General features: G+C 69.5%; 22 protein-coding genes. 10 read left to right on the forward strand and 12 right to left on the reverse strand.

Annotation, left to right across the window (positions count from 1 at the left end; all coding sequences use genetic code 11):
- Window positions 1-147: 147 nt before the first annotated feature.
- From folP to BLU09_RS18025, 3 genes are all read right to left on the reverse strand, one after another.
- Window positions 148-1,362: a dihydropteroate synthase gene (gene folP / locus BLU09_RS18015; protein ID WP_090490773.1), complete on the reverse strand. Its 1,215-nt coding sequence runs from the start codon at window positions 1,360-1,362 to the stop codon at window positions 148-150.
- An 86-nt stretch (window positions 1,363-1,448) separates the two neighbouring features.
- Complete coding sequence (locus tag BLU09_RS18020) at window positions 1,449-1,853, reverse strand: OsmC family protein (protein ID WP_090490774.1); 405 nt, start codon at window positions 1,851-1,853, stop codon at window positions 1,449-1,451.
- Window positions 1,854-1,924: 71 nt separating this feature from the next.
- Entirely contained in the window at window positions 1,925-2,473 is a 549-nt protein-coding gene (locus BLU09_RS18025; RefSeq protein WP_090490775.1) for a YceI family protein, read from the reverse strand.
- Between the two features lie 135 nt (window positions 2,474-2,608).
- On the opposite strand from BLU09_RS18025, the gene BLU09_RS18030 reads away from it, so the two are divergent.
- The 3 genes from BLU09_RS18030 to BLU09_RS18040 all read left to right on the forward strand — a co-directional run bounded on the left by BLU09_RS18030 (window position 2,609) and on the right by BLU09_RS18040 (window position 5,272).
- Window positions 2,609-3,490, forward strand: coding sequence for a LysR family transcriptional regulator (locus tag BLU09_RS18030; RefSeq protein WP_090490776.1), 882 nt, complete (start codon window positions 2,609-2,611; stop codon window positions 3,488-3,490).
- 128 nt (window positions 3,491-3,618) lie between these two features.
- Window positions 3,619-4,314: a pirin family protein gene (locus BLU09_RS18035; protein ID WP_090490777.1), complete on the forward strand. Its 696-nt coding sequence runs from the start codon at window positions 3,619-3,621 to the stop codon at window positions 4,312-4,314.
- Window positions 4,315-4,345: 31 nt separating this feature from the next.
- Window positions 4,346-5,272 carry a pirin family protein gene (locus BLU09_RS18040; RefSeq protein WP_090490778.1) on the forward strand — a complete coding sequence of 309 codons (927 nt, stop codon included), beginning with the start codon at window positions 4,346-4,348 and terminating at the stop codon, window positions 5,270-5,272.
- Between the two features lie 99 nt (window positions 5,273-5,371).
- Here the strand turns inward: BLU09_RS18040 and ftsH are convergent, their stop codons facing one another.
- Together ftsH and tilS are read right to left on the reverse strand one after the other, a co-directional pair.
- Entirely contained in the window at window positions 5,372-7,288 is a 1,917-nt protein-coding gene (gene ftsH, locus BLU09_RS18045; protein WP_090490779.1) for an ATP-dependent zinc metalloprotease FtsH, read from the reverse strand.
- A gap of 182 nt (window positions 7,289-7,470) precedes the next feature.
- Window positions 7,471-8,826: a tRNA lysidine(34) synthetase TilS gene (gene tilS, locus BLU09_RS18050; protein ID WP_090490780.1), complete on the reverse strand. Its 1,356-nt coding sequence runs from the start codon at window positions 8,824-8,826 to the stop codon at window positions 7,471-7,473.
- Between the two features lie 454 nt (window positions 8,827-9,280).
- On the opposite strand from tilS, the gene BLU09_RS18055 reads away from it, so the two are divergent.
- Window positions 9,281-9,484 (forward strand): TIGR04563 family protein, encoded by a 204-nt coding sequence (locus BLU09_RS18055; protein ID WP_002638649.1) that lies wholly within the window; start codon window positions 9,281-9,283, stop codon window positions 9,482-9,484.
- 6 nt (window positions 9,485-9,490) lie between these two features.
- Window positions 9,491-9,751 carry a TIGR04563 family protein gene (locus BLU09_RS18060; protein WP_011554363.1) on the forward strand — a complete coding sequence of 87 codons (261 nt, stop codon included), beginning with the start codon at window positions 9,491-9,493 and terminating at the stop codon, window positions 9,749-9,751.
- A gap of 36 nt (window positions 9,752-9,787) precedes the next feature.
- On the opposite strand, the gene BLU09_RS18065 is transcribed toward BLU09_RS18060, so the two are convergent.
- The gene (locus BLU09_RS18065) at window positions 9,788-10,627 is read right to left on the reverse strand and encodes a 5'-nucleotidase C-terminal domain-containing protein (protein WP_090490781.1); all 840 of its coding nucleotides are present in this window, start codon (window positions 10,625-10,627) and stop codon (window positions 9,788-9,790) included.
- On the reverse strand, window positions 10,627-13,443 hold the full coding sequence (locus BLU09_RS18070; RefSeq protein ID WP_090490782.1) for a TonB-dependent receptor plug domain-containing protein: 2,817 nt from the start codon (window positions 13,441-13,443) through the stop codon (window positions 10,627-10,629). Before BLU09_RS18070 ends, BLU09_RS18065 begins: the two co-directional genes overlap by 1 nt.
- 114 nt (window positions 13,444-13,557) lie before the next feature.
- Here BLU09_RS18070 and BLU09_RS18075 point away from each other — a divergent pair, with 114 nt between their 5' ends.
- Window positions 13,558-15,099, forward strand: a complete 1,542-nt coding sequence (locus BLU09_RS18075; protein WP_167371109.1) for a ChaN family lipoprotein — start codon at window positions 13,558-13,560, stop codon at window positions 15,097-15,099.
- A 6-nt stretch (window positions 15,100-15,105) separates the two neighbouring features.
- Here BLU09_RS18075 and BLU09_RS18080 read toward each other — a convergent pair whose 3' ends face one another.
- From BLU09_RS18080 to BLU09_RS18095, 4 genes are all read right to left on the reverse strand, one after another.
- Window positions 15,106-16,026: a hypothetical protein gene (locus BLU09_RS18080; RefSeq protein WP_244171820.1), complete on the reverse strand. Its 921-nt coding sequence runs from the start codon at window positions 16,024-16,026 to the stop codon at window positions 15,106-15,108.
- Window positions 16,027-16,172: 146 nt separating this feature from the next.
- Window positions 16,173-16,574 (reverse strand): hypothetical protein, encoded by a 402-nt coding sequence (locus BLU09_RS18085; protein WP_090490785.1) that lies wholly within the window; start codon window positions 16,572-16,574, stop codon window positions 16,173-16,175.
- A 140-nt stretch (window positions 16,575-16,714) separates the two neighbouring features.
- Window positions 16,715-17,506 carry a class I SAM-dependent methyltransferase gene (locus BLU09_RS18090; RefSeq protein WP_090490786.1) on the reverse strand — a complete coding sequence of 264 codons (792 nt, stop codon included), beginning with the start codon at window positions 17,504-17,506 and terminating at the stop codon, window positions 16,715-16,717.
- The gene (locus BLU09_RS18095) at window positions 17,496-18,272 is read right to left on the reverse strand and encodes an SDR family NAD(P)-dependent oxidoreductase (RefSeq protein WP_090490787.1); all 777 of its coding nucleotides are present in this window, start codon (window positions 18,270-18,272) and stop codon (window positions 17,496-17,498) included. Before BLU09_RS18095 ends, BLU09_RS18090 begins: the two co-directional genes overlap by 11 nt.
- A gap of 242 nt (window positions 18,273-18,514) precedes the next feature.
- Between BLU09_RS18095 and BLU09_RS18100 the strand changes: the two genes are divergently transcribed.
- Window positions 18,515-19,684, forward strand: a complete 1,170-nt coding sequence (locus BLU09_RS18100) for a serine/threonine protein kinase (protein ID WP_090490788.1) — start codon at window positions 18,515-18,517, stop codon at window positions 19,682-19,684.
- A 15-nt stretch (window positions 19,685-19,699) separates the two neighbouring features.
- Here the strand turns inward: BLU09_RS18100 and BLU09_RS18105 are convergent, their stop codons facing one another.
- Window positions 19,700-20,038, reverse strand: a complete 339-nt coding sequence (locus BLU09_RS18105; RefSeq protein WP_090490789.1) for a helix-turn-helix domain-containing protein — start codon at window positions 20,036-20,038, stop codon at window positions 19,700-19,702.
- A 199-nt stretch (window positions 20,039-20,237) separates the two neighbouring features.
- Here BLU09_RS18105 and BLU09_RS18110 point away from each other — a divergent pair, with 199 nt between their 5' ends.
- From BLU09_RS18110 to BLU09_RS18120, 3 genes are all read left to right on the forward strand, one after another.
- Window positions 20,238-22,082 carry a serine/threonine-protein kinase gene (locus BLU09_RS18110; protein ID WP_090490790.1) on the forward strand — a complete coding sequence of 615 codons (1,845 nt, stop codon included), beginning with the start codon at window positions 20,238-20,240 and terminating at the stop codon, window positions 22,080-22,082.
- Window positions 22,083-22,129: 47 nt separating this feature from the next.
- A complete protein-coding gene (locus BLU09_RS18115) occupies window positions 22,130-23,032 on the forward strand; it encodes a DUF2381 family protein (protein WP_244171821.1) in 903 nt (300 codons plus the stop codon).
- A 173-nt stretch (window positions 23,033-23,205) separates the two neighbouring features.
- Complete coding sequence (locus BLU09_RS18120) at window positions 23,206-23,637, forward strand: hypothetical protein (RefSeq protein ID WP_186817640.1); 432 nt, start codon at window positions 23,206-23,208, stop codon at window positions 23,635-23,637.
- Window positions 23,638-23,639: the final 2 nt, after the last annotated feature.

Below are 23,639 nucleotides of genomic sequence, written 5' to 3' on the forward strand. Positions count from 1 at the left end.
ACCCAGGCATGCGGGCCGACGCAGACTAAAAGAGGTTGCGAAATCAGTACCAACCGAATCGCAGCCGTCCATACACGGCGGCTCGGGGGGCGGCCAGCGGAAGGTGAAGGTTCCGGCCACAGCTTGAGGGCTGTAAGCCACACCTTGTTACCGGGCGTAGAACGTTCCTCCATCTTCGCACCGCCGGATGGCGTCCGCGACGGCCAGCGCGTCCCGGGCCTCGGCCACGTCATGGACGCGGACCACGTCGGCCCCGCCCAGCGCCGCCATGACGGCCACTGAGCCCAACGTCGCCGCCAGCCGTTCGGAGGCTGGCTTGCCGCCCGCCAACCGGCCGAGGAAGCCCTTGCGGCTCGTGCCCACCAGCAGCGGCAGCCCCAGCACGCGCAACTCCGGGAGGCGGCGCAGCAGGAAGAGGTTGTGCTCGAAGGTCTTCCCAAAGCCGATGCCGGGGTCCAGGAGGATGCGCCCCCGGGGGATGCCCGCCGACCCGGCCCGGAGGATGGCGGCCTCCAGGAAGGCCAGCACGTCCTCGACGACGTCGTCGTAGCGCGGCGCCTGCTGCATCGTGGCCGGAGTGCCCTGGATGTGCATCAGGCAGCAGGCGGCGCCGGCCTCGGCCACCACGCGGGGCAGGCCGGCATCGGAGCTGAAGCCGGTGATGTCATTGATGAGGTGCGCACCGGCCTTCAACGCCTCGCGCGCCACCGCGGCCTTGGTGGTGTCCACGGAAAGCGGCACATCGGTCCGGGCCCGCAGGCCCTCGATGACGGGAATCACCCGAGCCAACTCCTCGTCGGCGCTGACCGGCAGGGAGCCGGGCCGGGTGGACTCGCCGCCCACGTCGAGCAGGTCCGCCCCCGCCTCGGCCAGGGCCAACCCGTGGGCGATGGCGGCGTCCGTCCCGGCATGGCGCCCGCCATCCGAGAAGCTGTCCGGCGTCGCGTTCACCACGCCCATGACGTAGGTGCGGGCGCCCCACTCGAAGCGCCTTTCGCCCAGCGTCAGCACCGCCGGCGCCACGCCCGCGGCCAGCGCGGACGCCACCGCCGATGCCAACGCGGACAGACCCCGGGCGTCGGCGCGAGCAGCCGTCACCAGCCGCTGGAACTGCTCGGCGCGCCCCGTCAGCAGCCCCGTCCCCGAACGGGAGTGGACGCCCCCGGGAAGCCATTCGGGGAACGCCTCCGACAGCGTCTGCAGGAAGGCCTCGTCCTGGGGGCTCAACCCGGTGAGGAGGAGCCGAGTGAATGGCAGCGTCTCCAGCAGGGCCCGTTGCGTGGGCTCCTTCAGCCCCATCCGCCGGAAGGCCAGGATGAGGTCCTCCGGGTGCTCCGAAGTCAGGGGGCGGGCGCGAATCATCGGGAGGCTCCAGGGAGGGGACCGCGTACCGCCACCAGGACGGGACGCGCTTCCCTACCCTACCGCTCCCGAGCGCGCCCGGGGGCTCAGGCTTCGAGCGGCTCGGTCACGATGTCCACCGTGGACGTCGTCATCAGCTTGTGGATGGGGCATTGCGCGACGGCGTTGTACAGCCGCTGCTTGTCCGCCGGCGACAGCGCCCCGTGGAACGCCAGCTTCACCTTCAGCGTGTAGGTGCCCTGCCGCTCCCGCGAATCATCCCGTTCGACGTGCGTCTCCACACGCTCCAGGGCCAGGCCGTGACGCTTCGCGTACCACGTGGCCGTCAGGGCCTTGCATGCCGCCAGCGCGGCGTCGAAGTAGTCGTGCGGGCCGGGCGCGGAGTCCTCTCCGCCCAGCGCGGGGGCCACGTCCGCATGCAGGGTATGGGTGCCGGTCCGCAGGACCTGGCGAAACACTCCGGGCTTCTCGGTCTGGCTGTGGGTCGTCATCGGGGCTCCGGGAGGAGAAGGTGGACCGGAGGCCCGGTGAAGGCACCTCCGGAGCGGTCCGTGTGGGTGGCTCAGGCCGCCTGCTCGGCCTGCGCCTTCACCGCCTGGACCTCGATGGCGATTTCAATCTTCTCACCGACGAGCACGCCGCCCGCCTCCAGCGCCTGGTTCCACGTCAGGCCGAAGTCGCGCCGGTCCACCGACGTCTTCGCCTCGAACGCGGCCTTGACGTTGCCCCACGGGTCCTTGCCCGCGCCGAGCTGCTCGGCATCCAGCACCACCTCGCGGGTGATGTCGCGGATGGTCAGGTTGCCCGTCACCTTCAGCCCGTTGCCGGACGCCTTCTCCACCTTCGTGCTCTTGAACGTGATGCTGGGGAACTTCTCCACGTCGAAGAAGTCCGGCGAGCGCAGGTGGTTGTCACGCTGCTCGACGCCGGAGTCGATGCTGGCCGTCTCGATGGTGACCGCGACGGAGGACTTCGTGATGTCCTGCTCGTCCAGCGAAATGGCGCCGCTGTACTTGCGGAAGCTGCCGCGAACCTTCGCGATGACCATGTGGCGGACGGAGAAGTGGATGCCGGAGTGGGTGGTGTCGATGTTCCAGGTCGTGGTGGCCATGAGGTGCCTTCCTTTTTTGTGTGAAGCGGTGTGTTCGACGAGGAGGAAGGTAGCGGTGGCCCCCGGGCTTGATTAGATGGGCCAGACTGGAAGAACTGTTCCACCTATGGAACAACGCTCCGGGAAGGACGGGAGATGGACCTCAACGAGCTGCTCGTCTTCGCACGCGTGGTACAGGCAGGCAGCTTCACCGCGGCGGCGCGTGGGCTGCGGATGCCCAAGTCCACGGTGAGCCGGAAGGTGTCGGAGCTGGAGACGCGGGTCGGCGCGCAGCTGCTCCAGCGCACCACGCGCAAGCTGCGGCTCACCGACGTGGGCCGGACGTACTACGAGCACTGCGCGCGCATCGTCGCGGAGGCGGAGCAGGCCGAGCTGGCCGTGACGCGGATGCAGGCCGCCCCCCATGGCCTGCTGCGCGTGACGACGCCGCTGACGTTCAGCTTCATCGGGCCCCTGGTGTCCACCTTCATCAAGCAGTACCCCGAGGTCCAGCTCGAGATGGTGTGTACCGACCGCAACGTGGACCTGATGGCGGAGGGCTTCGACGTGGCGATTCGCGCCGGGCGGCTGGCGGACTCGTCACTCATGGCGCGGCGGCTGGGCATCGTGGAGCGCGTCGTCATCGCGGCGCCCAGCTATCTCAAGGCGCGTGGGACACCCAAGGCTCCGAAGGACTTGGAGAAGCACGACTGCCTCCTCTTCGGCGCGGGCCTGGAGAACAACGTCTGGACGCTCCACTCCGGCAACCGCTCGGTGGACATCAAGGTGCCCGCCCGAATCGTCGTGAATGAGCCGGACATGCTCTACGCGGTGGCGCGGGCGGGCTCCGGCATCGCCCTGCTCCCCAACCTCCCCTTCACCTCGGAGCTGGCCGCCGGGCGCTTGCAGCGCATCCTGCCGGACTGGAGCTCCACGGGCGCGCCCGTCCACGCCGTCTACCCGAGCACGCGGCACCACTCCCCCAAGGTGATGGCCTTCGTGGAGTGCCTGCGCGAGCACTGGCCCATCCCCGGCTGAACGGGACTTCGTTCCATCCGTGGAACGATGCTTCCCATTGTCCACGCCTAGTCCCGAAAGGCCCTCGCGCACATCATGACTCTCGAAACAGCGGCCGCCATCCAGGTTCTGCCGCGGAAAGGAACGCCATGATTGCCATTCGCCCCTCGGAAGCCCGCGGTCACGCCAACCACGGCTGGCTGGACTCCCACCACACCTTCTCCTTCGCCAGTTACTACGACCCGGACTTCATGGGCTTCCGAGCCCTGCGCGTCATCAACGAGGACCGCGTCGCGCCCCACGAGGGCTTCGGTACGCACCCTCACCGGGACATGGAAATCATCACCTATCCGCTGAGCGGCGCCATTGCCCACCGCGACAGCACGGGCGGCGAGGGCCTGCTGCGCGCCGGCGAAATCCAGCGGATGACGGCCGGCACCGGTGTGCTGCACAGCGAGATGAATGGCGCGGATGAGAGCCTCCACTTCCTGCAGATCTGGATCATCCCGGACCGCAAGGGCCTGACGCCTGGCTACGAGCAGAAGGCCTTCCCGGAGGCCGAGCGCCAGGGCCGCTGGCGGGTGGTGGCCAGCCCGGACGCCCGCGACGGCAGCCTCACGGTGCACCAGGACGTGATGCTTCACGCGACGCTGCTGGGCACGGGCGAACAGGCGACGTACACGCTCGCTCCGGGCCGCCACGCCTGGCTGCAGCTGGCGCGGGGCAAGGCCACGCTCAACGGCGTGGAGTTGAAGGCCGGGGACGGCGCCGCGGTGGCGGACGAGTCGCAGCTCGTCCTCTCCGCCACGGAGCCGGTGGAAGCGCTGCTGTTCGACCTGGCCTGAGGCCACATCGCTGAACGAAAGAGAGCACGACATGAGCCGGGACGACTTGAACGCGGAGCAGCTTCCTCCTTCGATGGAGACACTCATCGTCGCGCCCTCACGCGACCTGGGCGACGGGTTCGAGGTGCGGCGCGCGCTGCCCTCGGCCCGCCGCCGGATGGTGGGGCCCTTCGTCTTTCTGGACCAGATGGGCCCCGCCGGCTTCCAACCCGGCCACGGCCTGGATGTGCGGCCGCATCCGCACATCGGGCTGGCGACCGTCACCTACCTCTTCGACGGAGAAGTCATGCACCGGGACAGCCTGGGCACGGTGCAGCCCATCCGCCCCGGCGCGGTGAACTGGATGACGGCGGGCAACGGCATCGTCCACTCGGAGCGCACCGGCCCCGGCCCACGCGCCGCGGGCAGCAAGCTCTTTGGCATGCAGGCGTGGGTGGCGCTGCCCAAGCGCCACGAGGAGACGGCCCCAGCGTTCGTCCACCACCCCGAGGACCAGATGCCCTGCCACGAAGGCGAGGGCGCGCGGATGCGCGTCATCACCGGCACCGTGCACGGTCAGCGCTCGCCGGTGCAGACGCTGTCGGACATGTTCTACGCGGACGTGGCGCTGGAGGCCGGCGCGCGCTTCGTGGTTCCCGCCGAGCACGAGGAGCGGGCGATGTACCTCGTCCAGGGCGCCGTGGAGGTGGACGGTATGGCCTTCGAGCCAGGAGAGCTGCTCGTCTTCCGGCCCGGCGGCGCCGTCACCCTCCGCGCCACCGCGGCGGCGCGGCTGCTGGTGCTCGGCGGGGAGCCCATGGACGGGCCGCGCTACATCTTCTGGAACTTCGTCTCCAGTTCGAAGGAGCGGCTGGAGCAGGCGAAGGAGGACTGGAAGGCCGGCCGCTTCGCCGCCGTCCCGGATGAGACGGAGTTCATCCCCCTGCCCGAGGCCCCCCTCCCCGTGCGCTACCCGTAGGCGCGCGGACTCCCGGGAGCCCGCAAAGCAGAAGGCCCTTCCCACGCTGCTGGGAAGGGCCTTCTTCATTTCAGCTCAACCGCTGGAAGGGCGTGACGCTCAGGCCTTCTTCGGCTCCATCGTCGGCAGGCCCTCGAGCGCGTCGAGAATCTTCCGCTTGTCCTTCTTCTCCGTCGCCTTCGGGGGCGCATTCACGCGCGGGGGCGGACGTTCACGGGTCAGCTGCCCACCCTGGAGGAGGATGTTGACGTCCTCGGCGTCCAGCGTCTCGTACTCCACCAGCGCGTCGGACACGCGGCGCAGGGCCTCGATGTTCTCCGTCAGCAGGTTCTTGCCGCGCTCGTAGCAGCCCACGACGATGCTGCGGACCTCGGCGTCAATCTGCCGGGCGGTGTCCTCGGAGTAGTCCTTGGACGAATTGAAGTCGCGGCCCAGGAACACCTCACCGTCGCTCTTGCCGAACGCCAGGGGGCCCATCTTCTCGCTCATGCCCCAGCGGCACACCATGGCGCGGGCCGTCTCGGTGGCACGCTCGATGTCGTTGGCGGCGCCGCTGCTCATCTCGTTGAACATGAGCTCTTCGGCGATGCGGCCGCCCATGGCCATGGAGATCTGGTCCAGCATCTGCTTCTTGTAGCCGTTGACCTTGTCCTCGGTGGGCAGGCTCCAGGTGACGCCCAGGGCCTGGCCACGCGGGATGATGGTGACCTTGTGGAGAGGGTCGCAGCCCGGGAGGAGCTTGGCCAGCAGCGCGTGGCCCGCCTCGTGGACGGCGGTGTTCTTCTTCTCCTTCTCGGTCATGATCATGGAGCGCCGCTCGGGGCCCATGAAGACCTTGTCCTTGGCGGCCTCGAAGTCGCTCAGGTCCACGCGCTCCTTGTTCTGCCGCGCGGCCATCAGCGCCGACTCGTTGACGAGGTTCTCCAGGTCCGCGCCCGTCATGCCCGGCGTACCGCGAGCGATGACCTCCAGGTCCACCTCCGGCGCCAGCGGCACGCGGCGGGTGTGCACCTTCAGCACGCCCAGGCGGCCCTTCACGTCGGGACGCGGCACCACGATGCGCCGGTCGAAGCGGCCGGGACGCTGGAGCGCCGGATCCAACACGTCCGGACGGTTGGTGGCGGCAATCAGGATGACGCCGTCGTTGGACTCGAAGCCGTCCATCTCCACGAGGAGCTGGTTGAGCGTCTGCTCGCGCTCGTCGTGTCCACCGCCCAGGCCCGCGCCACGGTGACGGCCCACGGCGTCGATTTCGTCGATGAAGATGATGCAGGGGGCGTTCTTCTTGCCCTGCTCGAAGAGGTCACGGACGCGGCTGGCGCCGACGCCCACGAACATCTCCACGAAGTCCGAGCCGGAGATGGAGAAGAACGGCACGCCGGCCTCGCCGGCCACCGCGCGGGCGAGCAGCGTCTTGCCCGTTCCCGGCGAGCCCATCATCAGCACGCCCTTGGGAATCCGGCCGCCCAGCTTGGTGAACTTCTTCGGGTCCTTGAGGAAGGCGACAATCTCCTCGAGCTCTTCCTTGCACTCGTCCGCGCCGGCCACGTCCGCGAAGGTGACCTTGTTGTGGCTCTCGCTGAGGAGCTTGGCCTTCGACTTGCCGAACGTCATGGCCTTGCCGCTGCCACCCTGCAGCTGGCGCATGAAGAAGATGAAGAACAGGAACAGGAAGACGACCGGCATCCACTGACCGAGGATGGTCAGCCAGAGGCTGTTCTGCTCCTCCCGCTCGTACTTCACGTCCACGCCATTGCTGCGGAGCTGGTTCAGCATGGCCGCATCCGGCGCCGGCCCCGTCGTGCGGAACTTCTCCGACGTGTCGGTGAACTTGCCGGAATAGGTGTTGCCCTTGACGGCAACCTCCTGGACCTTCTTCTCCTCCACCTTCGTCAGCAACTGGGTGAAGGACGGTTCCTGGACCTGGTCGTTGCCCTGGGAGAAGAAATTGTAGAAGGCGACGAAGAGGACGATCAGGATGACCCAGAGCCCGATGGTCTTGTAAGTCGAACGCACGTGTCAGCTGCCCTTTCGGAACTCGGCGGGATGAGGGCCGCGCTGGGAAGAACCCCAGCTTTTTCCATCACTTGGCCGACACCAGGCGAGCTACCCAGCGACGGACCGTATCAGCAACAGCAAAAAGCCCTCAACTATTTAGGGGGCCGCGCCCATCCCCCGAACTGCGACTCTGCCACTCTCTATAACGCCGCGGTCCGCTGAATGCTCGAACCGGGGGGGACCGCCCAGAGGTACTCCCTGGCGGCCGCACGCGGAGCCACCGGTGACCAGAGGCCGGGGAGCCACAACACCTGCCCCTCGGCATCCGCCACCACCGGCCGCGTGGCCCGTGCTTCCGCGGGCACTCGAAGATCAACCAACACATCTTGGAGCTTGCGTTGTCCCCCGGCAGTGCACACCCGGTCGCCGGGGCGACGTGTCCGCACGGTCAGCGGCCAGCGCGTCCCGTCCCCGAGCGCCAGCCCGAGCACGCCCGCAGGTGGAGGTGCGAACTCGACGGAAAAATTCCAGCCCGTCCCCACGAGCGCGCCCCGCGAACCCGCGTGCTCCAGCCGAAGTTCAGCCGGTGGAGCGGACGGCACCTGCCGCACGCAGCGCACCCGTCCGCTGGTCGCGCGCAGCACGTAGCCCCGCCCCAACGTGGCCGTGCCGCCCTGAGCCACCGCGCGCTGCACCCGGGCCAGCGTGGCCTCATCCACCGCGGCCTCCGTGCCGGCCACCAGCCGGGCGAGCACCCGCCGGCGCAGCGCGGGCTCCAGTGCGCGCACGCCCACCGCATCCAGCGCGCCATCTTCCAGGCGCAGCCGGTCGAAGGCCGCGTCCGCCATGGACGCCAGCAGCGACTCGTCCTCCGCGACCACGCGCGCGAAGGCGGCCAGGTGCCCCTCCACCGCGAAGCCGGCGGCGCGCGACAGGGCGGGTAGCACTCCAAGGCGAACGCGCGTCCGGAAGTGGACAGGGTCGGCGTTCATCGGGTCTGTCGCATAGGCGACACCCTGTTCCGCCAGGAAGGCCACCACATCCTCCCGCGTGCACGACAGCAGGGGGCGCACCAGTCCGGGGCGCGCTTCGTGGATGCCCACCGCGCCGCGCAGGGCGGTGCCCCGCGCCAGGCGCATGAGCAGCGTCTCCGCCTGGTCCGTGGCGGTGTGCGCGGTGGCCACCACGTCCAGGCCCCGCTCGAGGCGGAGCGCGTCCAGCGCCGCGTAGCGAGCCTCCCTCGCGCGCGCCTCGATGCCGGCCCCAGGATGCAGCCTCAGCGCCTGGACGTAGCAGGGCAGCCCCCGCGCGGCCGCCAGGACGGACACCTGACGAGCCTCCTCCGCCGCTTCGGGACGCAGGCCATGGTCCAGCGAGGCCACCTCCACGCGAAGCCGGAGTCGCTCGGCGACGAGCGCGGTTCCCACCAGGAGGGCCGTGGAGTCCGCGCCGCCGGAAACGGCGAGCAGCACCGAACCTCCCTCAAGTCCCAGCCGGGTGTACGCCTCTTGAAGCGTCGTCGTCAGCAGCTGCGTGGCGGAATCGTGACGGGGCATCGGACCGCGGTGGAATGGAGTGTCGGGTGAGCGGGTTACAGAGGCACGTGCGGTTGAAGGCAGGGGGGCTGATTCTTATGATCGCCACAACATCGAATCGGCGTTGAGGCGGTAGCGGAAATACACGCGGCCGCGAACGCGGTTCTTGAGACGGTCGAATTTTGAGCTGTTGGACCTAGGGGTCCCCCCCCTCCCCCTCTGGGTCCACGGGCCCGCCTGGAGATTTCCCCGGGCGGTCCCTCTTTCCGAAGCGCCCCGGACTCCCTCGTGGAGTCTGGGGCGTTTCCTTTTTCGCGCATGGTTGCACAGCTTACGTGCAACTGGACGAGCACGGGGACAGACCGTGCGACCTCGGAATGAGTCCTTGGAAACCGTTGACCCTCTTGGGAGTCTGTCGGATAACGGCCCAGGTGTGTTCAGGTCGTCACCCCGAATCCGCCCCGGAGACCCAAGTATGGCAGGCACCGACAAGCGCAAGCAGTCGCTGTACTTCCCCGAGGAGATGCTGAAGGAGATCCAGGAAGAGGCGACCCGCCAGGACCGCTCCCTTTCCTGGGTCGTGCAGCAGGCGTGGAAGATCGCCCGCGAGCGCATCAAGTCGTTCCCCGCCGTGAATGACGTGACTGGCGACGAGCGCCAGGACCCTCGGGAGGAGTAACGACGGATGGCTACGACGGACCATCGTAAACAGAGTCTCTATTTCCCCGAGGACATGCTGGAGGAGATCCAGCGTGAGGCGACGAGGCAGGACCGCTCGCTGTCCTGGATTGTCCAGCAGGCGTGGAAGGTGGCGCGCGGGGACATCCGGAAGATGCCGTCGGTCAACGACGTGCTCAGCCCGCCTCCTCGTCCCGCGGCCCCCGCGCCCGCCCCCGCCCAGCCGGTGACGGCCGTGGCGGTGGCGCCCTCCGAAGAGCCCAAGTAGTTCCGGAGGGCCGGCTTCACGCCCGGTCCCCCACCCTCACCTGCCCGCGGGCCTCGCGGGCAGGGCACAGTTCTGGAAGACGACTCGCGGCTCCTCGCGCAGCGCCTGCACGGGCGTTGGGTGCCTGGCCTTCATGTATGCCGAAGCGAGGTTGGCTTCCGTACCGCCCAGCTTGCGAGCCTGCACCGGGTTGCGGTCCGGGTTCTGTCCCGCGTTGCCCAGCGCCGTGCCGTAGCCGTCTCCTCCCTCCAGGATGTACGCGTTCATGGCCACGCGGTAGCGGATGGACGCGTCTTCGCGCGCAGGCAGCGCCACGGGCACCCCACCCACCGTCAGCTCGCGCACGCGCGAGCCTTTCGGCTGGGCGCAGTCCACGCGCAGCGAGCTGCCCTCGGACACGTGAAGGAAGGCGCCGGAAGGCGACGCGATGCTCTGCCCTTCCAGGTACAGCGCGCCCACGGACAGCTCCAGCATGTCCACGAGCTCCTTCTCCGTGAGGTCCACCGTCACGACGAGGTTCTCGAAGAGGATGAGCTCGTGGAGCACGCCATCCGTGAGCGGGCCCTGGCGCAGCTCGGTCCGCGTGACGCACAGACCTTCCTGGCGCAGCGAGCCGCCGTTGACGACGCCCAGCACCGCGGGGCGCGTGGAATCATCCTCCGCGTGCAGGAGGGCATCCGCGACGAGCTGGCCCAGCGCATTGTTGTCGTGCCGCGTGTAGACCTTGTCCAGGAGCACATCGTCGGCCAGGTAGCCCACGACGGCGTCGGGGTCCTCCACCAGGGGCTGGCACGAGTCGTTGTAGGCGATGCAGCCGCCGTGGAAGGCGCCCAGCCCGAAGGTGAGCGCGGCGAACAGGGAGCGGGAGCGCGGCATCAGTAGTGGGCCCTCACGGTGAGGAATCCGGACATGCCCTCGCGCGGGAGCAGCCCGGGGACACGGTCCGGACGGGGCACGTCGTCGCGAAGGTCATTGTCGAACAGGTTGTGCGCCACCAGGGCCACCTCGAAGTGCTCCAGGATGGGCTCGGTGCGCAGCTGCGCGGTGATGAGGCTGTAGGACGGAATCTTGTAGCGGCGGATGAGCTCCAGCACGGAGCGGCTGTTGTTGCGCCGCTCCGCGCCCGTGCGCACCACCACGTCGAAATTCACATAGGCGCCAATGGGCATCGTCACGCCGGCGTTGAAGCGCGCCTGCGGCGTGTCGGTGAGCAGGCGGGACTGGGCGGGCAGCTCCAGGTCCTCCGCGCGGGAGATGCTGGCGTTGAGCCACGCATACGCGCGCTTGGAGGCCTCCAGCCGGGCCTCGCCCTCCACGCCGTACACGCGCACGCCCAGCTCGCGGTTGCGCAGCGGGACGATGTTGCCCGACGTGTCCACGGGGACGATGGGCGAGCCGAAGAGGGCCACGTACGCGTTGGCGCGCAGCCGCACGCGCGCGTCCCCCGCCGACTGGATGAGGTCCGCGCCCAGCTCGAAGGTGTCCACCGTGGCGGGCTGGAGGCGCGGGTTCCCCTCGAAGCGGCCCTGGTTGTACTCCGTGTCCGGAATGCGCTCGACCAACTCCTGCAGCGTGGGCGCGCGGAAGGCACGCCCGTAGAGGGCCTTGAGCACCAGCGCGTCGGTGGCCGCGAACACCAGTCCCACGCGCGGATTGAGGGTGGGCACGAAGCGGGTGCCGTTGATGGCGCCGGATGCGTCCACCGTGGGCAGTTGGGTGGCGTCCATGCGCACGCCGAACGTGAGCGTGAGCGCGTTGACGACAGTCCACTGGTCCTGCGCGAACAGGCCCACGTTGAGGCGGCGGGACGCGGCGCCGCTCGTCAGGTCCACCAGGCCCTCCGGCCGCGTGAGGCCATCCGGGCGCACCTGCGCGTCCAGGGTGTAGTTCGTCACGTAGTCGTATTCGCCCAGCGACTGCTGCTCCACCACCGCGCCCAGGGAGAGGCGGTTGTAGGCGCCCAGGGCCACGTCCGCGTCCACGGAGCCGGTGAGCGAGCGCACGGAGACGCGCGTCTGCTCCTGCATCCCCTCTTCGAACAGGCGGTTCGTGCCCGTGCCGGCGCTGAAGTCGTGAGGGGTGATCTGGAAGAAACGGTCGGTGGACTGCTGGTCATACCCGGCCCGCGCGCGGAGCGTCACGTCGGGGCCGAAGGAGCGCTCCCAGGTCAGGTCCGCGAGGAAGACGTTCCAGCCCAGCTTGGAGTCCTCGCCCACCGTGTCGAAGAGGCCCACCAGGGCGCTGCGGCGCTCGGTGAGGAAGCGCGCGGAGGCTCCCAGGCGGCCCGCGTCGCCCATGGCGTAGGTGGCGCCCGCACCCGCGTTGAAGAGGAAGCGCTCGTCGCGGGTGCGCCCCGCGGGGTCCGTCACGTCGCGGAGCCCCTGCGAGCGCGACTCGTCGTCCAGGCCGTCGTTCTCGATGACGGTGGAGTCGCCGGCCTGGCTCCACACGTCGATGTCCGCGAAGACGCGCAGATTCCCAGCGGTGTGCCCCGCGGAGAGGTGGCCGTTCCCCGTGACGGCGAGCCGGTCGTCTTGTCCCGGGTAACCGCCGACGGACACGGCCGTGCGAACGCCGTCCGACGTGTCCGTGACGATGTTGACCACGCCCAGGAAGGCACCGGCGCCATAGAGCGCGGAGCCAGGGCCGCGGATGACCTCCACCCGCTCCAGGTTCTCCACCGGCAGGTTCATCAGCGCCTTGCCGTCGAAGAAGCTGTTGAGGCGGTGGCCGTTGAGGAGGAAGAGCACCTCCGCGTCATTGCGCAGGCCCCGAATGGCGGTGCGGTGGAAGCCCTGCACATCCCTGCTGACCGACAGGCCGGGCACCACGTCCAGGACGTCCGCCACGGTGCGCGCGCCCAGGGAGCGCAGCTGCTGCTGACTGAACGAGGCGCCAATGGCGGGCACCGTCCGCACCGCCGCCTCGTGGCGCGTGGCCAGGGCCAGCGTGTCCTCGGCGCTGTAGAGGGCCAGGTCCTCCTCCAGTTCGGACCGGGGGGCCGCCGGCTCACGCGATGCGGGCGCGCTGCCTGTCGCCGCGGAGGTCCGGGACGGCCGTGCCGACGACGAAGCCTCCGTGGGCGCATCCGCGGGCAGGTCCGCCGTGAGCGCGGCCATGGAGTCGTCCTGCGGCGTCGCCGGGGGTACATCCTTTCGCGGCGCGGATGCCTGCGCGCGGGAGCGCTCGGGCGGAGGGGTGCGCTCGGGAGGCGGCGCAGGCTCGGGCGGAGCGGCGCGCGGTGGCGTCCGGCTCGGCGGGGGGCGGCGATCGGGCGGCGGCGTGGACCGGACGATGGACGCACTGGCCGGCGTCTCGCCGCCCACGAGCACGCGGGCGGGGCGCGAGGCGGACTGGAAGAGCGGCACGCGCTGGCCATCCGCGGTGAGGCCCTCGACGTAGTACTCGATGCCGGGCGGGACGACGTGCTCCGCGGGAATCACGGCCCGGTACAGGTCGCCGTACTCCCGCTCCATGGGGCGGCGGGCATAGGGCTCGCCCGGGCCTCGGTAGCGCACGTACAGCTCGAGGACGCGGCGGCCTTCCACCAGCGTGCCGTCGAGTTGCAGCGCGACGCGCGGCTCGGCGCGTTCCGGAGGGGAATGCAAGAGCCCCGGTTCCTCGGCACGGCCGGGCACCGCCATGACGAGGACCAGGCTGAGGAGGGTCGCGCGAGCGTGTGCGGTCTTCAAGGCTGAGAGCCATGGTCCATTGGCCTTCCGCCCCAGTCAAGGAACGCTCCCGACCCCCGGACGCGCCGTTTTTTTGCCGGGCCTGCGGCGGCGTGCGAGGGATTGCGGCACTCCATGCGCGCTTCGCTCGCCTTGCACCTCGCCCTGTTCCGACGCCAGCGCGCGCAGATTGCCCGAGTGGTTGACGGACAGACGGCCTCCTTCCGAACCTACGAGGCCCGCTTCCGGCGGCGCACCTCGGGTTACCGGAGCGTCACGACGCTGCCCGCCGTGTACCAGCAGGTACAGGCGGCGGACGTCGTCTACGTCGGCGACTACCACACGCTCCCGCTCGCGCAGGAAACCTACCTCGCACTGGTGGAGCGGGCGCAGGCCTCGGGCCGCCGCGTCATCATGGCGCTGGAGTGTGTGGAGGGCCGTCACCAGGCCACCGTGGACGCCTGGCGCGCCGGCCGCGTCACCGAGCGCTCCCTGCTGGCGAAGCTGGGACACGGCTCGGGGGCTTGGTCCCATACGCGCACCCTGCTCTCCTTCGCACGCAAGCAGAAGCTGGAAGTGGTGGGCATCGACCGCCGGGCGCAGGGTGAGCGCTCGCTGGAGCTTCGCGACGCCTACGCCGCCGAACGCATCGCCCGCGCCGCCCGCGCGCCGGACCGGCCGCTGGTCATGGTGCTGGTGGGCCAGTACCACGTGGCGCCCTGCCACCTGCCCGCGCAGGTGGAGCGCGCGCTCGGCACGGAGACGCGCAAGGGGCTGGTCGTGTACCAGAACGCGGAAGGCGTCTGGTGGCGGCTGGCGCGCGAAGGCCGCGTTGGCGCCGCGGAGGCCGTGGAGCTGGCCGACGGCACCCTGTGCCTGATGAACGCCTCCCCCGTGGTGTGCCAGCAGAGCTTCCTGGACTACCTGGAGGCGGAAGCCGGAGACGCCCCGCTGTTGGACCGTGGCGCCGCCGAGCGCTTCCGTGAAATGTCCGCGCTGATCGGCCGGCTCGCCGGCGTGCCCGTGGGCCGCTCCCTGGACACGGTGGACGTGGCCACCGCCGCGGATGGCGACGTCCTGGAGCGAATCCAGCGGCGCGGACGCTTCACCCAGGCCGAGCTGACCCAGCTTCGCCGCCACATCCTCTCCCGCGAGAGCAGCTACATCCCCCGCGCGCGGGTGGCCTACCTGGCGTCGCTGTCGCTGAACCACGCGGCGGAGGAAGCGGCGCACTTCGTCCGGCACTGCGCCGTGGGTGACGCCATGGACGCGCCGCGCGGCGCCTCGGAGGCCTTCTACGCGCGCTGCCTGGAAGAGGCGCTGGGCTTCTTCGGCTCGAAGCTGGTGAACCCCCGGCGCACCTGCCTGGGCGTGCCCGAGTGGGCCAAGCGCTTCGGCGAGAGCCGCGGCGTGGAGCGGCAGATCGCCGCCTTCGTGCTGGCCCACAAGGCCACGGAGGCGGAAGCGCCGGAAGAAGCCGTGAAGCTCCTCCCCCTGCGCAAGGACCGCCTGTTCCACGGCGTCAGCCACGCCCTGGGCTATCTGCTCGGAGACCGGCTGTACCAGGCCTTCGACAGTGGCCAGGTGGCCAAGGCGGAGGTGCAGGCTCTGTTCCGCGACCCCTTCGTGGACCCGCGCGCGGCCTACTTCGCCTGGGCCGAACGCCTGGGCATCTGAGCCCGGCTACAAGTCAACCTGTCCCGAGGGAGGCGGAGGCGCGGCTTCCTCCTCCATGTCGAGCGGGCCGAACGTCCCATCCGGCTTCAACATCCGCTGCCGCTCCGGCGCTTCACTCAGCACCCGGATGGCTCCGTCCGGGGTCAAGAAGTAGGCGATGCGGGACGCGGCGTGGATGACCGTGAGCGCGCCCAGCTCCGGGTAGAGCATCAGCGTCGCCAGCTCCGTCTCCAACGGCCCCCCGAAGAGGACGTGGGAGTGGGCCGAGCCCTGGTACAGCTCGCCCTCCGGCCCCGGCTCCAGGCTGATGGCGAAGACGCTCTGGTGCAACCGCACCGCCTCTCGCTGCGTGCGCCCGTCGGGGCTGTAGCGGAAGCGGATGTCCCCGCCGAGATAGAAGCGCATGGGGTCACGAGTCCCCTGGAGGACATAGACGGTGAGATCCCCATCCTCCTCCACGAAGACCACCGGGTTGATGGCCCCCCGCTCGAAGGCCTCCACCGTGGCCAGCATCGACGTCTTCACCGCTCGGGCGACGGGGCTGAAGTCTCCGGGCAGTTCATGGAGTGGCAACGGAGCCATCTGCTCCGCGTCGTCCCGCGGAGCCTTGAAGGCATAGGCCGGGGTGAAGGTCCCCGCGTCGTCCAAGGTGCCAAAGAGGGAGTACCACCCATCTTCGCGAGGCACCGTGAAGAACCACTCCATGCGCGAGCGGTCCAGCGCGTCCTGGATGAGGAGCAGGTCCGTGGCGAAGATGGCGGCGCGCTCCGCATCGAAGAGGTACTTCGCCCGCGTCTGCACCCGGCGCAGCTCCGCGTCATCCGGAACGGCCACCGTGGACTCCGGGGCCTCGGGCTTCACGCGGCCCGAGCGCGCGCCGCAACCGAAGAAGAGAACGGCGACGGCCAGCAAGGGGAACACACGCATGAGGACCTCGTCCGAGAAGGCAGGTCCACGCATTCTGCGCCAGTCGCCCACGAGGCGTCACGCCGCGCGCGCCAGCACGGTGCCCGCCACCGCCGGAGGGCTGGCGGCACATCCGCCGCCCCCCTCCCCTGGCGCGCGGCACGGGACTACGTCTTCTGCGGCGCGTTCGCCTGCATGGCCGACTTCACCTTCTCGCGGAAGGCGCGCATCTTCGACCGCATCTCGTCCTTCTGCGCGTCGGAGAGCGTGCCGCCCGAGGCTTCACGCTGCGCCTTCATCTCCTCACGCAGTTGGCGGCCCTCGGCCTTGAACTGGTCGGCCTGGGCCTGGGAGAGCCTTCCTTCGGCCACGGCCTTGTCCATCCGGTGCTCCATGCGGGCCATCTTGTTTCCATGCCGCTTGCCCTTGTGCCAGTGGTGCCCACCGCGCCCCTTGCCGTCCGCGGCAGGCGGATTGGCGGACTCGGGCGCGGCCGTCTGGGCCAGCACAGGCGCGGCGATGAACAACGAGGCGACAGCAACGGAACGCAGGGCGGTCATGAGCTTCATCGTGGTTTGCTCCTCAGGGTGACTGAGGCTTCGGGAGCCGGCCTTCCCGTCGCCTCATGCCCTGAAAAACCCCGCGCGGCGCGAAAGGTTAAATCCGCCTGAGCGGACGCCTTTTCACGCCTGCCTCCCCGCCCCTCGCCCTACCGCGCCGGGAGCTTCATCGCGCGGGTGGCGATGAAGCCGTTGTAGTACTGCGACAAGGCATCTTCCGGACCAAACGAGTCCTCGAAGAGGCCGACGATGGCGAGCCCCGCATCCGCCTGACCGCCAAGCTGGTCCTCCAGGGAGTGCCCGACACAGAGCGGCTCGCCCACGTCCGTGAAGCGGCGACGCTCCTCGTCGGACAGGCTGGTGAAGTCCGAGTAGGGCATCCGGTACTTCAGCGTGAAGATGCCCTGCTTCTCCAAGGCCAGGTCGAACAGGTAGTTCACGGGATTGGTGAAGCCGGTCAGCAGCACGCCGCCGGGGCGCAGCACCCGCGCCGCCTCACGCCACACGGGGCGCACCGCGTCCACGAAGCAGTTGGAGCACGGGTGGAAGATGAGGTCGAAGCTCGCGTCCTCGAAGGCGGAGAGGTCGCGCATGTCGCCCTCCACCAGCCGCAGCGCCAAGCCCTCGCGCTCCGCCACCATGCGGTCCTGGCCGAGCTGCGCGGGCGAGTTGTCCAGCACCGACACCCGGGCGCCCGCCGCCGCCAGCACTGGGGCCTGCTGTCCACCCGAGCCCGCGAGGCACAGGATGTCCTTGCCCCTCACGTCGCCGAACCACTCGCGCGGCACCGGCTTCGTGGGGGTGAGGACGATGCTCCACTCGCCCTTGCGTGCCGCGGCGATGACTTCCGGGCTCACGGGAAGCGTCCACCTGTTGCCCGTGGCCACCTGACGGTCCCACGCCTCGCGGTTGTACGTCCGCACGTCCATTTCAGTCGTCATGCAGCACCCTTCCTTCCATGCCTCCGGCGACAGTGACGACTTCACCCGTCACATGTCCGGAGATTCGGTCCGACGCGAGCGACACCACCGCCCGCGCCACATCCACCGGCTGCGCCACCTTGCGCAGCGGCATCGTCCGCGTGACGCGCTCAACGAAGCCCGGCTGGGCCAGTTTGTCGCGGCTGCGGTCCACCGCCGTCCATCCCGGGCACACGACGTTGACGCGGCCCAGGGGCGCGATGCGGCCCAATTCGTTCTTGAGACTCTTGAGGAAGCCACTCGCCAGCGCGCCCTTGGCGGCGGCGTAGTCAGCGTGTCCTGCTTCACCGAACAGCCCCGCCGTGGAGCTGATGATGACGATGTTGCCCGTCTTCGTGGTGGCCACGTGCCGCAGGAAGGCACGGCAGCACAGGAAGACGCTGTCCAGGTTCTCCGCCAGCGTGCGGCGCCAGCGCGCCAGGGACATCTCCCAGACGGGTTCATCCGGGGCGGGCCAGACACCCGCGTTGCAGACCAGCACGTCCAGCCGCCCCAGCGCGGCCACCGCCGCGGGAACCAGCGCGTCCACGTCGGCTTCCACCGTCAGGTCCGCGCGCAGCGCCGCGCCGCCGACGTCGCGTGCCAGCGCCTGGGCCTTCTCGATACTGGAGTGGTGGTGCACTGCCACCTTCGCGCCTTCTTCCGCGAAGGTATGGACCAGGGCGGTGCCGATTCCTCCGGCGCCGCCCGTGACCAGGACGCCTCTGCCCTGCAGCTCCGTGTCCATCCGGGTGTTCTCCTCGGGTCGTGCTTTCACGGGGCCGGTTCGCGGCGGAGTCCCGGGCACACCGGTGGCGTCCGGCGGCTCACGACGAGAAGAGGCCCCGGCGCCTGACAAGAGCCGTCCATGGACATGAAGGCCAGCGGAAAAATCCGCCCTGCCCCCCGCGCCGGGACCGGCTTCCTCCCCGCGCCCTCTTCATGTTTATCTATGCATAACCTTTTCAGGTCTATACCAAGGAGTCGCCATTGGCCTCGCACCGCCTCACGACCACCCCCCAGGACGAACCTTCCCTCTTCACGCTCGAACGGCGGCACGTTCTCTTCTCGGTGGAGCACACGCGGTTCGAGTTCGTCCGCATTCTGGAGCGCCGGGCCAACGGCGAGGAGTTGCTCCTGGCCGAGCGCTACCAGCGGCACGGGCTCGCCGGCCCCGTCGTCATCAAGCGCGTGCGCAGCCCCGCGAGTTCCGCTCGCCGGCACCGGCTGGTGGAGGAAGTGCAACTGGCCTACCGCCTCCACCACCCCACCATCGCCCAGGTGCACTACTTCAAGATTCACCGGGGCAAGCCGTACATCATCATGGAGTACGTGGACGGGCCGTCGCTGGAGACCGTACTGGACCTCATGGCCATGCGGGGGAAGCCCGTGTCCCTGGCCTTCGCGCTCCACGTCGCAGCGGAGCTGGCGGACGCCCTGCACCATGCCCACTCGCTCAAGGACGAGCAGGGCCGGTCCCTGGGATTGATTCATCGCGACGTCAGTCCCCGCAACGTGCGCGTGGCTCGCACGGGCGAGGTGAAGCTGACGCACTTTGGCGTGGCCTATTCGCACATGGTCGGCCGGGAGGAGACGGCGGAGGCGCTCCTCAAGGGCGACGTGGCCTATGCGTCGCCGGAGTACCTCGCGGGCAATACGCTGACCGCCGCCTCGGACCTCTTCTCGCTGGGGCTGGTGCTGTTGGAGCTGGCCACGGGGCGGCACCTGTTCGCGGCCGCGGCGGAGGCGCTGGCGCCACCGCGTGCGAAGTCGCGTGAGCTGCGCCTGGAGGAGCCCCCTTCCCTGCCGCTCACACAGATGCTGATGCTGCTGGAAGACCATGGTCCCCAGGACGTGGAGCGAGCCGCCGCGCGCCTGCCGCCCGAGGTGCGCGCCCTCCTTCAAGGGATGCTGCACAGGGATGCAACGAAGCGCTTCGGCTCGGCGGGGGCGTTGTGCGAGGCACTCCGGGAATGCCTCGTCCAGGAAGTCCGCCGCACCGGCCGCCCCTTCGGACGGGCCGACATGGCCGCGGAGCTGACGCGGCTCATCAGCGACGCCAGCGCGGTACGCGACGAGGTCGAACTGCTCGACGAGAGTCTCTTCCCATCGGGCCTCGAGGCCCATGAACTGTCGGGGCGGGGCCCCAAGGACAGCTGAAGCCGGGCCCTGGTGCTAGTGGGACAGGGCGCTCGCCATCACGACGAGCGCCTTGAGCTTCTCTTCGTCCAGCGTCTCCGAAAGCGTCATCAGCCGCCGTTGCAACGAGGACTGCTTCTTCGCGCCCGCGCGGCCCTCCCGGGCGAGGCCCAGCAGTTCATCCGTGGAGGTCCGCAGCACCATGGCCACCTTCCGGAGCGTGGCCACACGCGGCAACATCTTCCCCCGCTCCATCCGGCTGTAGACCATGGGGTGCATGTCCAACAGCGCCGCCACTTCCACCTGCGTCAACCCCAGCCGCGCTCGCGCCTCCCGCACGGCCTTTCCAAAAGTCGCTCCCAGTTCTTCGTCCATGGCTCGTGCGGAAGCCTAGCCCAAACCCCGGGGGCCGCCGAGTGGATGGCGCGGCCCTAAACCCTTCAGGACCATGTCAGGCCAAGCACTTTCATCTTCCCTGGCAGCAGCGAGAACGGCATCCTCCCGGCAGGGTCCTGCTGGCGTCTGGCGACACTTCAGGTGGGGCCCGCCGGGTGGGAAGCCCCTGGGAGACGGCATGGCGGAAGCGCAGAGGCGAGAAGATTCGCCGGGGACACGCATCGCGGGCTTCACTCTGGGCAAGCAGCTGGGCAGCGGCGCGTGCGGCAACGTGTACCTCGCGATGCGCGACGGCGAGGAGGTCGCGCTCAAGCTCCAGTACCTCCACCGGATGGGAGGGTGGCCAGAGCGCGAGTGCGCCATCCTCCTGCGCCTGCGCCACCCCAACGTGGTGGCCTTTCGCGCCTGCGGCAAGTTCCCAGGCGTGGCGCCCCGGTTGTTCTACCTGGCGATGGAGCGCGTGCGAGGACGGCCCCTGCACCAGTGGGTGGAAGAGGAGAACCCCAGTGCTCGACAGGTGGCACGGCTGCTGCGCGGCATGGCCCTGGGGTTGGAGGCCACGCACGCTGCGGGGGTCGTGCACCGCGACCTCAAGGAATCCAACGTCATGGTGCGGGAGCCGGACGGAGAGCCCGTCCTGGTGGACTTCGGCGTGGGCGACTTCGCCGGAGCCCCCCGCCTCACCCAGGGCGTCCTGCCGCCGGGCACCGCGCTCTATCGCAGCCCGGAGGCACTGGCGTTCCGCAGGGCCAGCAGCGCGGTCACGGCCCGCCGATATCGGTGCGGGCCAGCGGATGACATCTACGCGCTCGGCGTCGTCCTCTACTGGATGCTCACCGGCCGCCCTCCCTTCCTGGAGGTGGTGACTCCCACGGAAATCGAGGCCGTCATCTCCAAGGCGCCTCGCGCTCCCCACACGGTGAACCCGCGCGTGCCGCCAGCCCTGAGCGAACTGTGTCTGCGGCTGCTGGCGAAGGCCCCCGAAGCTCGAGGGAGCGCGGAGGCCCTGAGCGCGGACGTTGAGCGGGCACTCGCAACCGCCGACGCGGCGTGGGACGTGCCGTTGTGCGAGTGGCGGCAGGATGCGGAAACACCCGGCCCCGACTCCGGCTCCGAGGACGACAATGACGCCGCGCTGGCGATGTGGGCCGAGGGAGGTGATGCCCGCAGGGCCTCCTCGCCCAGGCGAGGGCCCCTTCCCCGCAAGCCGCCGCTGGAACTATGCGCCGTCGAAGCCTCGGCGCCACGAACGCCTGCGCGCGAACGTGCGGCACGCTGGGCCGTGGTGCTCGCCGGGCTGGCGTGTGCGGTGGGTGCGTGGCTCTGGGTGGCGCCACCCACGCTGGGTAGCGGGAGCAATCCCATCCGGGAAGTGGCTTTGCCCGGTGGCCCGCCGGAAAGTGAGCAGGCCGCGCTCCTGCCCAGTCCCGGGCCCACCCTCGCGGCCGTCACCGCCGAGGTGGCGCACCCGAAGAAGGAAGAGCTCCCCGTGAAGCAGATGCTCGACAGCGTGACGACTCCCCCGCAGCCCGCCTCCAGCGCGCGGGCCTTCAAGGCAGCGGCCCGGACGATGGTGGCCGTCGCCGCCTGCTCGGGCCTGGGCTGCCCCAGCGGCCCGCAGGTGCGTCCAGCGCCTCCCGGCGAACCTTGTCCCCCCGGCGCGGTGGAAGCCATGAAGCGGGCCGGTATTCGCATCGGCGACAGGACCAGCCTCGCCTTCGTCGACGACAAGGACTTCGGAGAGCCTGTCCTCGTCCGAGAAGGCCGCGTCCAGGTCGAACTCGGAACGAACTTCGGCCCCCTGACCTCGGGAAAAGCCGTGGGCGAACTCATCTTCGCGGACCGCGTCTATGGCCGCTTCACCCAGGCCTACACCCGTGGAGGTGACTTCATCCCCGTGTGCTTGGAGATGGTCGAACAGTACGGAGTACGCGGCATCCGGCGGAAGGGCAGCGACCCGAGCCCGGGCACTGCCACGGTCAGCAACACCGCCGTGCTCTATGCAGTGAATCGCTTCGAATAGTGACCTCCGCCGCAGGCTTGTTCCGCCCGCCAGGGAAGTGATTGTCCGTGCCCACGCCACTGTCCATCCCTCTTGCTTTCGCTCTCCTGCTGGCGGCGGCGCCCGCGCGCGCCCAGCCCGCCGCCTGCCGGGAGCCGACGGAACGCCCCGTTGAGCTGGGCGCGGAGCGGTGCGGCCGGCCACCCGAAATCCGAGTCGGAGAAGGTGTCGCCACGGTGCTTCGCTTCGACACTCCCCTGATGCGCGCGGAGGTATCCGGACCGGGACGCTTCCGTCAGGTGGTGGACCGGGAACTCCTCATCATGGTGCCCGAGGAGCCAGTAGCCGATGAGTCCCGCACCACGCTGACCGTCTCCTTCGCGGATGGAGCGGTCCCCACCCGAGCCACGCTTCAACTCGTCATGGAGACGCCCGCACGGGCAGAACGGCAGGTGGAGGTCTTCCGTCGAGCGCGCACGGCCGCCTCCTTCCAGCGGGAGTTGCTGGAGGCACGGCGAGTACTTCAGGAAGTGCGCGAGGAGAATGCACGGCTGCGAGCAGCACAGGCACGCCCCGGCGGCTTGATGGGGCTGTGGGTGAGTGGAGACATGGGCGGCACCGGCGTCGCCGCAAGAGAGTTCCTGGACGTCCGGAAGCACGCGAGGAACAGCCTGGTGCTCCGTTCCGGCCTGACCTTCCGGGCCAGGAGCATTCTGGTGGTAGTGGGCCTGAAGAACCCGCTGGGCGCGAAGCCCTGGCAGGCCACCGGCGCGGCACTGGTGGGGCCGGATGGCGCGGAGTTGAAAGTCGCGCGGGTGTGGGCACCCGCCATCCTCAACCCCGGCGACGAAATGGACGTCCTGGTGGAGACCGACCCCGTGGAAGGCGCGCCCCGAGGCCCCTTCACCCTGACGCTGTGGGCGGAGGACGGCAAGCGCCCCATCATCCTCGGCAACATCGAGTTCCCGTGAGCTGACGGGGCGTCCTGGCGCCTCACTCCGGTGCCGACTTCGGGCACCCTTTCCATCACATCTCGGGTGTCCACAGATCCGGAGCAGGCCCAACCGAGAGGTCTGGCCACCCCATGAACTACCTATCCAGGGTGATAGACGCATGATGCCGAGTCATTATTAGTCCGTCATTCATGCAAAACCGGAACTATTTACTTGGCCTATCATGCGTCTTCGTCGCCCTGGCGTTAGGTTGCTCCAGCAGTGCCAGCGGCACCGCCAGCCGTCGCGTTGCTTATGCGCTGGCAACCTGCACCGACACCGTGACGTGCTGCATCCAGCGCAACCCCGGCATGCCCGAAGCGTGCGGCCTCACCGCGGGAGAAGCCGCGTCGCACATGGCAGGCGTCAAGATGGTCATAGAGGCGGCGGAAGAAGCGCCCGCCGAATGGGATGACGCGCACAACGCGAACCTGCCGGAGTGGAAGCGGCGTTGCATCCGCGCCTATGGCGACTGCCAAGAATTTGACTGGACTGGCTCATGCCACGACTGCCTTCGCTCCTGCGAGGGCCAGCAGGAATGGCCAGAGGACAAGTGTTCTCCGCGCAGGAAGAAGAAGAGGTGACA

The organism is Myxococcus virescens (assembly GCF_900101905.1).
GTDB lineage: Bacteria > Myxococcota > Myxococcia > Myxococcales > Myxococcaceae > Myxococcus > Myxococcus virescens.